Here is a 13,246-nt window from a genome sequence, read left to right as displayed (position 1 = left end):
TAAAGATTGAATCTAGAACCATTCTGGTCGATTATTTATTATTAAATTAACATTGCATATACATCAAGAGGTTATTTTCGCAATCGGGAAGAACTTAACTTAGACATTATGCAAGCAGGAACTATGCGTCAACGTTTTACGTTACTAACGACGCTTCTTATTATTACTTTTATTGGAATTGGGCTTTATACGTACCGCGCACTCAATCGCATCAACGACAACAATATTACCGAAAATCAGCTTTACCAGCTTGAATCTTTGATGCTGCAACTTCGTCGCAACGAAAAAGATTTTTTAGCGCGTGAAAAAACAAATCCTGACTTTCATGAAACAGGTCGGAGCAAGTACCTGACTAAGTTTAAGAACAACTATCAGAAGTCGAAGGATATTATTGATGCCTTGAATCAATCAAAATCCATCAAAAGAAATGGTATGACGAAAAAGATTGATTCAGTATCTATATTTCTAACCAGTTATTACAACACATTCATCAACATTAAAGATGAACTTTTAATTCAGGGATTTAAGGATTATGGTATGGTTGGCCAAATGCGACAAGCCATACACGAGATTGAGAATAATTTAAAAAGCCATAATGATAATAAACTAATGGTGTACATGTTGATGTGCCGACGACATGAGAAGGATTTTCTAATTCGCGAAGACCTTAACTATAGAGACAAATTTGTGGCGCACAATATTAAATTCCGTCAGGCAATTAACAATTCAGGATATAGCTCAAGTGAAAAAGAACAAATGTTGGGTTTATTGAATAACTATGAGCAGACCTTTTTAGCAATGGTCAATAAAAAAATGGAGATTGGTCTGGATGAAAAATCCGGTCTCATGGGAACATTGCGCAATGATGTTCACAAAGTTGAGCCTATGCTTGATGAGTCAAAAAAACTATTGATGCAAGCCCTTGCTTCCAGCACGCACAACACCAATGTTATGACTTTAGTATTCATTACCTTGGGAGCTGGAATAGTTGTATTTTTTAGTATTTTCATTTTTAAGGGTGTAAGAAAATTACTAGGTGCCGAACCATATGTAGTTGCACAAATTGCGAATCAGGTTGCATCAGGAAACCTTGTTTTAGATGATGAATTTAAACACGATGCTAAGGGTGTTTTACATGCTTTTGTAGTGATGACCAACCAGCTGGAAGAATTAATCCGACAAATTGCATTGGTATCAACTCAGCTCAGCAAAACCATTCAGCTATTAAACAATTCTTCTAAAAAAATTGCTCAAGGAGCACAGGAACAAGCCGGATCTTTTGAAGAAATAGCAACTACCATGGAAGAAATCAGTGCCAATATTCAACAAAACTCAACCAATGCACAGCGCACCAATACAGCATCAAAACAAACGCAAACCGAATTACACGAAGTAAATAAAAAGGCCGGTGATTCATTTACAACTTCAAAAAGCATTAATGACAAAGTAAAAATGATAACCGAGATAGCCAATCAAACCAATATATTGGCCTTAAATGCTGCAGTAGAAGCATCCCGAGCCGGGGAACACGGACGAGGTTTTGCGGTAGTAGCTCAGGAAGTTCGCAAACTTGCTGAACGAAGCAAACTGGCATCCGATGAAATAATTACTCTTACTCACAACAGTCTAAATATTTCGGAAGTAACCAGCGAAAGCTTACTAAAGTTGGTTCCGGTTTTAAATGAAAACACAGACTTAATTGAAGATATTGCCAGTGCCAGCATTGAACAATCACACGGTGTTAGTCAGGTAAGCTCAGCCCTGCAACAAATAAACATGATTACTCAAGAAAATGCTGCGGCTTCTGAACGGCTTACTAGCAGCATAGACGAGTTAAGCAGTCAGGCCAACAGCCTTCTTGAAATAGTTAACCAGTTTAAAGTTAAATCGGCTGTTTAATTATTTATCAATGGGTGCATCAATAATTTCGTAGTTCCACTTCGTTAAGGCATGCATCCAATTTTTATTTACCTTTTGCACGGTTTCTGGATGATAATTATATGCTTTCTTTTTATGCTTCTTTTTCTTGTTTAAATAGGCCTGAATATCGGACGAAGACTTATCAAAACCATTCAACCCAAGTGTTTGATAAATTTCATACGTTTTATTAAAGGCATCCGCTTCAAAATCCTCAAATCGCAATTCGTATAAATTACCTTCCGGAATGAGTTTTTTATCTCTTTCGTATGCATTGGTAAGCTGGTTATAAACATCCAAAATATTCTTCTCCAACTGTTCGTCGGTAAAATCCTGAAGCTTCAATGGCTTAATAACGTTCGAAAAATAATCGCGGGTTGATTCAAACACGGTATATGGATTGCGAACCAGATATATAAATTTGGCATTAGGAAAAATTTCTAATAAATCCTTCACCCTTCCAGTATGCGGAGGATTCTTTGATAAAAACACTTCACCACCCGTGTTATAAAGCGATGTTTTAACCAACCTTACAAATTCTTTGTTAAAAGTTTCTTTTTCCTGCTTTGTAATATCATCAAACAACAAATATTTCCGACAGTACTCCATGGTTCGTTTCGGCAAGAACCAAAAATTATAGAAACTTACCGGCATTATATTACTTAATGCAAATTCTTCTTCCTGTGGTTGATCAGGTAACAGCTCCAAGTTATCAGTAGGCCTTTTGTCGGGCATTACCGCCTTCATTATAGGCTTAAAAAAGGGCTGTCCAAACACCATGGCATTGGAAAATATGGTTTGATAAGTAGTGTTATATCCAAACTGCTTATCCTGAGCTAACACATTGTGAAGAAAAGTTGTTCCGCTTCGCCAGTGCCCCAGAATAAAAACAGGATCCTGCTTCAGCTCCATCGGCTCCACTTTCTTTTTATACATATAATTTTCGATGGGATGAGTAGCACTCATTAAACCCGATAGAATTTTACTTAATCGGTACTTAAGTTTGTATCCTTTATCAACATCCACCGCACTACAAACAGCCTTAAAATTACTATATCTACTACCAAATAATGGTGTAACCGGAAGCTTGCTAAATTCTAATTTAATCATATAAAAGGTTAATCAATGAAACTTGGATAAAGCAAATGCCATACCAAAAAAAGTAATCAATCTATAAGTCGGACTAATCATATTTTAATCGGATGTTGTCAATCCATAATTTACTCTCTGGTGATCCTAAAAATGAACCACCTTGGTAACTCGCAGAAAAAACAATAATCATATGGGTAACCTCTTCTTTATTGTCAGTCCACCCCGACTCAGCGTACTTTTTCACTTCACCCTTACTATTTAAAGCATAATACGGATCACTCTCAGAAATAAGATTCATGTATGATTGATAGTTGGGTGATTTTGTTGCATCACCATAAATAATGGGCATTTGATATGCATTTACCCAAGACGACTGCGATTGATCAAATCGCTGCCAGGCAGTACCTACTCGCTTAACAATCAAGTTGCCAGTAGCATCTTCTGTTCTGTTTTGCAATAAAGCATAAGCTTCAGCCATATCAGGTCCGTCAACATCCCTTACCTTAAAACCTCCGGTGGCTTTTAACCTTTTCTTCCCTATTAATGACTTATAATCGAAAACCAATGCTGATGGAGCTCGGGTAAATTCAATCCCCATAAAAGTATTTAATCTGGCATTGTCAGCCTGTGTTACAGGATCTTCCATCTGACCCAAAAATATACTTCCCGAAGCAATTGCCTTCACATTCACCACTCCCAGAACTACCACTTTTTTCAAACGAGTCTCCAGGCGAGCACAATATCCATCACCTCGTCTTTCGCGAAAAACAGACTGATTAGCGGCACTGACTCCTATTTCGGCATATACATTTGATGACGACCAGGGCGTTAAAGCTGGCAACTGCTTATCTATATTAGAATAATCACCGGGACCCGGTTCGTAATAAACTACTTCATTTCCACCTATCAACACCGACTCCTTTACTTTTCGGGAATACCAGGAGTCCATATCGCTATAAATGATTTGTCCATCCTGAATAAAAGAAGCCTCCTTCTGTTGAGCACTACTCGAAAAAACACAAGCAAGCAAAAATGTAATGACAGCAAGATATTTCATCAGATCTGTTTTATTGAAAAAAGTTACTGAATTGCAATTATCTTGCCAATTCAGGTAGAAGAAAATTACATAAAAAAAGCCGAAACTTATTTTAAAGTCTCGGCTCATTCATCAATATCGTATATTTCTTATTACCTATAGCTTAATGGTCTTAACGCGTCCAACCTGACCAGTTTTTAATTTACACTCAATTCCTTTCAAATGAAAATCTTCACTGCTTAAAACTTCTTTCACTACTCCATGTGTTAGATTTCCTGTACGAATATCCTGATGTGCAAGAATTGCTACTTTAGTTCCTACTTTAATGTTTCTACGTTCTCTTCCGTCCATTCTATGTCTAAATTATATTTTTATACTTCTAATACCATAGTTATTTCACCAACTATCGTGCAAAAAGTCCCCTTTTTAAAAACATTAACATTTATGATTAAAGCTTGGTATAAAAAAAGCGAATGCTCTTAATTTCTTAAAAGCATTCGCCAAACTGAGGTTCCTGGCGGATTCGAACCGCCGTACACGGTTTTGCAGACCGTTGCCTAGCCACTCGGCCAAGGAACCCTTACAAAACGAAAATCAGATTCAATTAGTGAACCATTATTTTCGGAGTGCAAATTAAAGGAATATTTTAATTCCCGACAAATTTTATTTCTTCTTTTTAGCATATAAACTCAAACAATCAGGACAAAGACAATTGTTGTAATTCTCTGCCAGCAACTTAAGATTTTCAGCACTCACAAAATAATTATCACACCAACATTTCTTATCAGAAGAACTATAACACAAAAACTCTGCGTTACATTTCGGACACTTCTTCTTAACCGCTCCATCTTCTCTCATTACTCCTCCAGTGTTAAGCTTACACATTTCATTTGCCCTCCCATTGGTGGATTCATCTTTGATACCTTCACTTTTAATTTAATTATTTGTGGAAAGCTTGATTTAATACTTTGAATAATCCGTTTGGTTAAATGTTCTAACAAATGCGAATTTTGCATAACCTGCTCCTTCGTCAACTCATATACCGTTACATAATTCAATGCATCATTAATACTGTCTGTTTCGGCTGCCACACTGCAATTTGTATGTATTGCAATGTTTACCAAAAAACGATTTCCAACCACCTGCTCTTGCTCGTAACAGCCATGATATGCATAAAATTCCATCTCCTCTAATTCAATCAAACCAATGGTGTTGCCAGTCTCCATAATAATTTTTTTCGCGAAATTAATCTTTTATAACCATAACAGCAGAAATTTAAGTGTAAAAACAATTACTTTTGCACTTACCGCCAGATTGGCGCTATCTTAGATTGAACATTCTTGAACACATTGCGATGGAGTCAAACGAAAAAATAAAAACAAATTTTATCCATCAGGAGATTGATAAGGACTTAAGCGAAAACAAAAACGACGGTGCCGTATTAACTCGCTTTCCTCCTGAGCCCAATGGTTACCTTCATATTGGGCATGCCAAATCAATTTGTCTGAACTTCGGACTGGGTAAATATTATAAAGGAGGTACCAACCTTCGTTTTGATGATACTAACCCGACTAAAGAAGAAACGGAATACGTTGAATCAATTAAGGAAGATGTTAATTGGCTTGGTTTCGAATGGAACAATGAGCCTAAGTTTACTTCCGATTATTTTGAGCAACTGTATGAATGGGCCGTTCTTCTTATTAAAAATGGCAAAGCATATGTGGATGACCAGAGCGCTGATGAAATTGCAGCTCAAAAAGGTACTCCAACTGTTCCTGGTACAGAAAGCCCGAACAGAAATCGCAGCGTTGAAGAAAACCTTGAGCTTTTTGAAAGAATGCGCAAAGGTGAATTCAAGAATGGAGAACGCGTTCTACGTGCTAAAATTGATATGGCTTCGCCCAACATGCATATGCGCGATCCTTTGATGTATCGTATTATCCATGCTAATCATCATCGTACAGGCGACAAATGGTGTATTTATCCAATGTATGATTTTGCACATGGGCAGGGTGATTTTATCGAAGGTATATCTCACAGTATTTGTACGCTCGAATTTGAGGTTCACCGACCATTATACGAGTGGTTCTTAAAATCTATTGTTGAAGCAATGCCTGAAAAACCGGCAGTTGTGCCACGCCAGATTGAATTTGCCCGTTTGAATCTCAATTACACAGTGATGAGTAAGCGCAAGCTACTTCAACTGGTAAATGAAAAATATGTTGCTGGATGGGATGATCCGCGCATGCCAACTATATCAGGCTTACGCCGAAGAGGTTATACACCAGAATCAATTCGCAGATTTGCCGATGAAATTGGCGTTGCCAAACGCGAGAATGTTATTGACGTTGCTCTTCTTGAACACTGTATTCGTGAGGATCTCAACAAACGTGCTCCTCGTGTGTATGCGGTTCTTGATCCGGTTAAAGTTGTCATCACCAACTATCCTGAAGGAGAAGTTGAATGGATGGAAGCAATTAACAATCCAGAAGACGAATCTACCGGATCGCGCAAACTACCATTTAGTCGTGAAATTTATATTGAACGTGGCGACTTTATGGAAAATGCGCCTCGTAAATTCTTCCGCATGGATGTAGGACGAGAAGTGCGTTTGAAAAATGCTTATATCGTCAAATGCGAAGGCATCACAAAAGATGAGAATGGCAATATAACAGAAATCCAGTGTACCTACGACCCTGACACAAAAAGTGGCATGGAAGGAAGTAAACGCAAGGTAAAAGGAACGTTGCACTGGGTAAGCATTAAGCATGCAAAAGAGGTAACTGTAAAACAATACGACCGTCTGTTTATGGATGAAGCTCCTGACGGTCATAAGGATAAGGATTTTCTTGAATTCTTAAACCCAAATTCATTGTCGGTTATCAACAACTGTTATATTGAACCTAATTACCAGGATGCCGAAGCTAAATTTGATGACGGCATTGAGCGTTACCAGTTCCAGCGTTTAGGATACTTCTGTATAGATAAAGATTCTTCAGACTCTGAGATTGTGTTTAATCGCACTGTTACATTGAAAGACTCATGGAGCAAAGGAAAAAAATAGTTTCTCAACTATATACACTTAGAAAATCCCGCCATTGAGCGGGATTTTTATTTTATAAGCACATATTTCTCAAATTCAGCATGAATTTATTTTGTGATAATTGATTCCTACCGACTTCAATTATACCTATAAAAAAAAGCTGCTTGCAGCACACCTAAAAATGCACCAACAAACAGCTTCCATATCGTAAAAATATCCTATGCTATATTTTCAACCGCGGCTTTTACACGCTGAATAGTTTCTTCCTGACCAAGCATTTCTGCAATAGTCATCAAATCAGGTCCGAATCCTCCACCTACTAATGCCAAGCGAAAAGCATTCATCACCAAACCAAAACCAAGTCCTTTTTCTTCAATTTTAGCCGAAATAACAGCTTTAATATCATCAGCCTGCCAATTGCTAACTTTTTCCAATTCCGGAGCCAATTCGGCCATAAAAGCTGGCACATCGCCTTTCCATCGTTTCTTCACAACTTTGGCTTCATACTCTGCTGGAGCTTCAAAAAAGAAGAACGACTGATCCCAAAGTTCACTCACAAAGTTTACACGCTCTCTTACCAAACCCGTAATTTTTTCAATGAAGCTAATATCGGCTGCAATTTCTCTTTCATTCAAATCATCACTAAAAAGCAAAGCCAACTCTTCAACAGGTTTGCGCATCAGATGCTGTTGATTAAACCACTTTGCCTTTTCTGGATCAAAGCGAGCACCCGACTTATTTACCCTTTCAATAGAAAATAATGATATTAACTCATCAATATCGAATAATTCTTGCTCCGTACCAGGATTCCAACCCAGCAAAGCCAAAAGGTTATTAACGGCCTCAGGAAAGTATCCACTCTCGCGATATCCCGGTGCAACTCCATCTTCCATCTCCCAGTCCAATGGAAATACAGGAAAACCACCTTTATCTCCATCACGTTTCGAGAGTTTGCCTTTTCCGGTTGGCTTCAAAATTAATGGAAGGTGAGCAAACAGCGGCATGGTTTCTTCCCACCCCAATGCTTTATAAAGCATAATGTGCAATGGAACTGATGGCAACCATTCTTCGCCACGAATAACATGACTGATTTCCATCAAATGATCATCAACAATGTTAGCTAAATGATAGGTTGGTAGTTTATCTGCACTTTTATAAAGCACCTTATCATCCAATGTATTAGTATTGAATTTCACTTCTCCCCTCACCATATCTTTCGTTTCAACAAGAGTATCCTCAGGCATTTTAAAACGAATTACCCAAGGCTCACCGGCATCTATTCTTTGCTTTACCTCATCATCAGAAAGTACTAACGAATTTTTCATTTGCATGCGAGAATGCATATCGTAAGCAAATGTTTTTTTCTCAGCTTCAGCCTCTGCTCTTAATTGGTCTAACTCTTCTGAAGTATCAAAAGCATAATACGCCCAACCTGTTTCAATCAATTGATCGGCATATTTCTTATAAATCTCACGACGCTCACTCTGACGATATGGGCCAAACTCTCCTCCTTGCTTCACTCCTTCATCAATGGTTAAACCCAACCATTCCATACTTTCATTAATATACTCCTCGGCTCCTTCAACAAAACGTGTTGAATCCGTATCTTCAATACGAAGAATAAAATCACCTCCATGCTTCTTTGCAAAAAGGTAATTAAAAAGGGCTGTTCTAACTCCACCAATATGTAACGGTCCGGTTGGACTGGGTGCAAATCGCACTCTTACTTTCTGAGCTGTCATATCTTGTCGATCTATATTTTTTTTTGCAAAGATAGCAATTGACTTTTTAGCACTTAAATAAAATCAATTGTAAAAATTTAATTGTTATAAAATAAAACAAAAAAAAGAGGTGCCGTAATGGCACCTCTTTATTATTGTAATTAAATATTTGGCAGATATTTATCCACATTTTGATGAGCCACAGCTCTTACAAATTAAGCAGCCTTCCTGATAAATCAAGTCATCTGCACCACAGCTCTCACAATGGCCTTTACGCGCTTTGGTTCCGTTTGGAATATATTTCTTAAGAGCACGCTCTACACCATTCTTCCAGGTATTAATTGTATCACTATCTAACTGAAGCCCAGCAACCAAATCAAGGATATCTTCAATTGGCATACTATGACGCAATACACCTGATATTAATTTGGCATAGTTCCAGTATTCCTTATCAAACTTATATGATAAACCTTCAATGGTTGTTTTATATCCACGCTTATTGGTAAACTGGAAATCGTAGCGTGATGCTCCATCTTCTTCGCGGTTCTTAATAATTTTACCTGTTTGTACTGATTTAGGCAATAAAATTCCGTCTTCATCATCAGCCAAACCAGTAAAAACTTCATATGGTTTACCATCAATCAATCCCACAAATGCAATCCACTTTTCCTTGTTATTCTGAAAACGAACAACATCTGCATCTAATTCCTGAGGGCGCTTCTTAGGAAATTTACCAACTACTTCTTCTTTCTTCTCTGTATTTGAAATCAAAACTCCAGCACGGCTACCATCGCGATAAACAGTTACGCCTTTACACCCGCTCTTCCAAGCTTCAACATAAAGATTTCCAACCAGTTCTTCAGAAGCATCAGCAGGTAAGTTAATCGTAACACTAATTGAGTGATCAACCCACTTTTGAACCTGCCCTTGCATACTCACTTTTTTCATCCAATCCACATCATTGGAAGTAGCTTTGTAATATGGTGACTGAGCAACCAATGCATCCAATTCTTCTTGAGAATAGTTTTTAGTCACATCATGCCCTTTGGCTTCCATCCAGGTAACAAATTTATGATGAAATACAGTGTATTCTTCCCAGCTATCACCTACCTCGTCAACAAAATCTACTCTGGTCTCTGTATCATTCGGATTTACTTTACGACGACGCTTATATACTGGCAAGAATACAGGCTCAATACCTGATGTTGTTTGAGTCATCAAACTGGTTGTTCCAGTTGGAGCAATCGTAAGTGCAGCAATATTTCTACGACCGTACTTTTTCATGTCTTCTTTTAAAGTACTGTCTTCTGCAAACAATCTATTAATAAACGGATTATTAATTTCTTTATCAGAATTATAAATAGGGAATGCACCTCTATCTTTCGCCATATCAACTGATGAACGATAGGCTGCCAAAGCCAATGTTTTATGAACCTCAACAGAGAAGTCTATCGCATCATCGCTTCCATACTGCAAACCTAAACCAGCTAACATATCTCCTTCGGCTGTAATACCCACACCTGTGCGACGACCTTCGTTGGCTTTCTTGCGGATATTCTCCCACAACTCACGTTCTACACGCTTTACGGTATCACTCTCAGGATCCGCTCCTATTTTTGCTAATATTCCATCAATCTTTTCTAATTCCAAATCAATTATATCATCCATCATGCGTTGTGCATACCCCACATGCTTTTTAAATAACTCAAAATTGAATTTTGCTTTATCTGTAAATGGATTCTCAACATATGAATACAAATTCAATGCAATCAAACGACATGAATCGTATGGACACAAAGGAATCTCTCCACATGGATTGGTAGATACAGTGCGATATCCTAAATCGGCATAACAATCCGGAACAGACTCTCGAATGATTGTATCCCAGAATAAGATTCCTGGCTCAGCCGATTTCCAGGCGTTATGCACAATCTTTTGCCATAAGTCGACTGCCTTAATATCTTTTTTGTAAGCTGGTTTATTGGATCCAACCGGATACTGTTGTGTGTATTCTTTTTCTTCTACAACAGACTGCATGAAATCATCGTCAATTTTTACCGAAACGTTAGCTCCGGTAACTTTGCCTTGCTCCATTTTTGCATCAATAAACGACTCTGAATCGGGATGCTGGATTGACACACTTAACATCAATGCTCCACGACGACCATCTTGAGCGACCTCACGAGTAGAGTTGCTAAAACGCTCCATAAAGGGCACAATTCCGGTTGATGTTAAGGCCGAGTTTTTAACAGGCGATCCTTTGGGGCGAATATGAGACAGGTCATGTCCTACTCCACCACGACGTTTCATTAATTGCACCTGCTCCTGATCAACCTTCATAATCCCTCCGTAAGAGTCAGAAGGTCCATCATCACCAATGACAAAACAATTAGATAAGGATGCTATTTGATGTGTATTTCCAATGCCTGACATTGGACCTCCCTGTGGAACAATGTATTGGAAGTTCTTCATTAATCCATATAATTCTTCAACCGACATGGGGTTAGGATACTTCTCCTCAATTCGGGCTATTTCTCTAGCTAAACGCCAATGCATTTCATCAGGGTTCAATTCATAAATATTACTATCTGAATCTTTCAGTGCATATTTATTTACCCACACACGAGCAGCCAGCTCATCGCCATTGAAATATTCAAGCGATGATTGAAAAGCTTCTTCATAGGTATAATTCTGTCTCACGGATTCGGTCTTAGGGTCGATTTCTTTAACTGCCATGTCGCCTCAAAAATTTTAATACGTTGATAAAATGGAATTTAATGTTTTTCCTTTGCGTTTTTTACGTGAATGCAAGTTATAAAAGGTGATCATTTAAGACAAACAATACTTTTCAACACCTAACAAAAGTTGTCCACTTTTTGTTCTTAAATTACTGTTCTATTGATATTTAAATTTTATCAAAACACCTAAAAGTTGTCCAAAACGAAAATCTTATCAACACATACATAAACTTAAAATGATTTTTACCATTAGTTTAAAGATGCTTATTAACCTTGCCTTTTAACATCTTTTCACACACTTTTACATCCCCACAACTAACAGTGCCTACATAATAGATTCCACAAATTGGAAATCAATATTCTAGCGATTTATTGAAATAAAAAAGCCGGACCTATTTCAAGTCCGGCTGTAACTATTTTTAATATTCATTAAAATACCTCATCCATAATTTTGCGTGTAGCCCCACACATTTTATTCACATATTGCCCTGCCTTCAACGAAGCATCCTTTAAATATTCTTCATCGGCCCATAATTGCCCCATTCCTATTTGAAATTCACTTCCATTTTGTATTGAAAATCCTCCTCCCACTTCAATTAAATCTCGCGCTTCTCTAAACTTTTTATAGTTCGGACCGAAAAATACAGGCATACTATAAGTAGCCGCCTCCAATGTATTATGTATTCCAACACCAAAACCACCTCCAATGTATGCCACCTGACCATATTTATATATACTCGACAGCATACCAATAGTATCTATAATCAATACCCTGCAATCAGTAATATTTTCAACCTGTTTCGTATATCTGAAATAAGGCACAGATAATTTACTTTCAATCTGCTTAATATGACTTTCATGAATCTCATGGGGTGCAATAACTAACTTAACATCCTGTCCTTCTTTCTCTAAATATTCTAAAAGAATATCTTCATCAGGTGCCCAGGTACTTCCTGCCACAATTACCTTATTGCAATCTCCAACAAATCGATCAACCAGATCTATCTCCGCAGATGCCTTAGCAATATCTCTTACCCTGTCGAAACGAGTATCTCCAGCCACTGAGTAATTTTCAACACCTATACCCGACAATAATTGACCAGATGTTTCATCCTGCACATAAAACTTAGCAAAACAATTCAGCATCTTTTTAAACCAACCTCCATACCATTGAAAGAATGATTGCTTTTCTCTAAATATCATTGACACTCCGTAAACAGGTATATTTTTTCTTTTCAATGCATTTAAATAATGATACCAGAATTCATACTTGATAAAGAAAACCTTTTCAGAATTGATAGCATCAATTAATTTCTTTGCGTTTCGTTTAGTATCAGCTGGAAGATAAAATACATAATCCGCCAAATCATAATTTTTGCGGACCTCATAGCCAGAAGGTGAAAAGAATGTAAGCACAACTTTATATTGTGGGTAATCTTTTTTTAATGCTTCAATAATGGGTCTTCCTTGCTCAAACTCTCCTAAACTGGCGGCATGAATCCAAACCACCGGACCTTGCAATGAAATTGATTTTAATAACTTAAGGCTTTCTTTTCTTCCATTTTTTAAAAGCTTTGCTTTTTGGTTGAAAGGAGAAACCAAACCTATTAAAAACGAATAAAGGGCAATTCCGATATTATAAATTAATGTCATTGTTCGCTGTTTTAGAAACGCAAAGATACGAGTAGGTTTTAAAAAA

Annotated in this window: 10 protein-coding genes and 1 tRNA gene; 2 read left to right on the top strand and 9 right to left on the bottom strand. The window is 37.5% G+C overall.

The window, feature by feature from the left end:
- Positions 1-108 precede the first annotated feature (108 nt).
- The gene (locus KEM10_RS21115) at positions 109-1,899 is read left to right on the top strand and encodes a methyl-accepting chemotaxis protein (RefSeq protein WP_212219367.1); all 1,791 of its coding nucleotides are present in this window, start codon (positions 109-111) and stop codon (positions 1,897-1,899) included.
- On the opposite strand, the gene KEM10_RS21110 is transcribed toward KEM10_RS21115, so the two are convergent.
- The 6 genes from KEM10_RS21110 to folB form a co-directional block, all read right to left on the bottom strand.
- Positions 1,900-3,027 (bottom strand): sulfotransferase family protein, encoded by a 1,128-nt coding sequence (locus tag KEM10_RS21110; RefSeq protein WP_212219364.1) that lies wholly within the window; start codon positions 3,025-3,027, stop codon positions 1,900-1,902. It abuts the gene before it with no gap.
- Between the two features lie 73 nt (positions 3,028-3,100).
- On the bottom strand, positions 3,101-4,066 hold the full coding sequence (locus KEM10_RS21105; RefSeq protein WP_212219361.1) for a PCMD domain-containing protein: 966 nt from the start codon (positions 4,064-4,066) through the stop codon (positions 3,101-3,103).
- 135 nt (positions 4,067-4,201) lie between these two features.
- Positions 4,202-4,396 carry a YwbE family protein gene (locus tag KEM10_RS21100; protein WP_212219358.1) on the bottom strand — a complete coding sequence of 65 codons (195 nt, stop codon included), beginning with the start codon at positions 4,394-4,396 and terminating at the stop codon, positions 4,202-4,204.
- 157 nt (positions 4,397-4,553) lie between these two features.
- Positions 4,554-4,624, bottom strand: a tRNA-Cys gene (locus tag KEM10_RS21095).
- A gap of 84 nt (positions 4,625-4,708) precedes the next feature.
- Entirely contained in the window at positions 4,709-4,903 is a 195-nt protein-coding gene (locus KEM10_RS25010; protein ID WP_212219355.1) for a cysteine-rich CWC family protein, read from the bottom strand.
- Positions 4,903-5,271: a dihydroneopterin aldolase gene (folB, locus tag KEM10_RS21085; RefSeq protein WP_212219352.1), complete on the bottom strand. Its 369-nt coding sequence runs from the start codon at positions 5,269-5,271 to the stop codon at positions 4,903-4,905. Before folB ends, KEM10_RS25010 begins: the two co-directional genes overlap by 1 nt.
- A gap of 128 nt (positions 5,272-5,399) precedes the next feature.
- Here folB and KEM10_RS21080 point away from each other — a divergent pair, with 128 nt between their 5' ends.
- Positions 5,400-7,109, top strand: a complete 1,710-nt coding sequence (locus KEM10_RS21080; RefSeq protein ID WP_212219349.1) for a glutamine--tRNA ligase/YqeY domain fusion protein — start codon at positions 5,400-5,402, stop codon at positions 7,107-7,109.
- Positions 7,110-7,306: 197 nt separating this feature from the next.
- Here the strand turns inward: KEM10_RS21080 and gltX are convergent, their stop codons facing one another.
- From gltX to KEM10_RS21065, 3 genes are all read right to left on the bottom strand, one after another.
- Complete coding sequence (gene gltX / locus KEM10_RS21075) at positions 7,307-8,830, bottom strand: glutamate--tRNA ligase (protein ID WP_212219346.1); 1,524 nt, start codon at positions 8,828-8,830, stop codon at positions 7,307-7,309.
- Between the two features lie 159 nt (positions 8,831-8,989).
- A complete protein-coding gene (locus KEM10_RS21070) occupies positions 8,990-11,545 on the bottom strand; it encodes an adenosylcobalamin-dependent ribonucleoside-diphosphate reductase (RefSeq protein ID WP_212219343.1) in 2,556 nt (851 codons plus the stop codon).
- Positions 11,546-11,976: 431 nt separating this feature from the next.
- Positions 11,977-13,200, bottom strand: a complete 1,224-nt coding sequence (locus KEM10_RS21065; protein WP_212219340.1) for a 3-deoxy-D-manno-octulosonic acid transferase — start codon at positions 13,198-13,200, stop codon at positions 11,977-11,979.
- Between the last annotated feature and the right edge of the window lie 46 nt (positions 13,201-13,246).

The sequence above is a fragment of the Carboxylicivirga linearis genome (genome assembly GCF_018271995.1).
GTDB classification, from domain to species: domain Bacteria; phylum Bacteroidota; class Bacteroidia; order Bacteroidales; family Marinilabiliaceae; genus Carboxylicivirga; species Carboxylicivirga linearis.
The sequence above is the reverse complement of the archived record's forward strand: the minus strand, read 5'-3'. Positions and strand labels throughout refer to the sequence as shown.

Coding starts and splice junctions, on each gene's coding strand:
- KEM10_RS21110 (WP_212219364.1), bottom strand. CDS start 3,027: ATGATTAAATTAGAATTTAGCAAGCTTCCGGTTACACCATTATTTGGT.
- KEM10_RS21080 (WP_212219349.1), top strand. CDS start 5,400: ATGGAGTCAAACGAAAAAATAAAAACAAATTTTATCCATCAGGAGATT.
- KEM10_RS21115 (WP_212219367.1), top strand. CDS start 109: ATGCAAGCAGGAACTATGCGTCAACGTTTTACGTTACTAACGACGCTT.
- KEM10_RS21100 (WP_212219358.1), bottom strand. CDS start 4,396: ATGGACGGAAGAGAACGTAGAAACATTAAAGTAGGAACTAAAGTAGCA.
- KEM10_RS21065 (WP_212219340.1), bottom strand. CDS start 13,200: ATGACATTAATTTATAATATCGGAATTGCCCTTTATTCGTTTTTAATA.
- KEM10_RS21070 (WP_212219343.1), bottom strand. CDS start 11,545: ATGGCAGTTAAAGAAATCGACCCTAAGACCGAATCCGTGAGACAGAAT.
- gltX (WP_212219346.1), bottom strand. CDS start 8,830: ATGACAGCTCAGAAAGTAAGAGTGCGATTTGCACCCAGTCCAACCGGA.
- KEM10_RS21105 (WP_212219361.1), bottom strand. CDS start 4,066: ATGAAATATCTTGCTGTCATTACATTTTTGCTTGCTTGTGTTTTTTCG.
- folB (WP_212219352.1), bottom strand. CDS start 5,271: ATGGAGACTGGCAACACCATTGGTTTGATTGAATTAGAGGAGATGGAA.
- KEM10_RS25010 (WP_212219355.1), bottom strand. CDS start 4,903: ATGAGAGAAGATGGAGCGGTTAAGAAGAAGTGTCCGAAATGTAACGCA.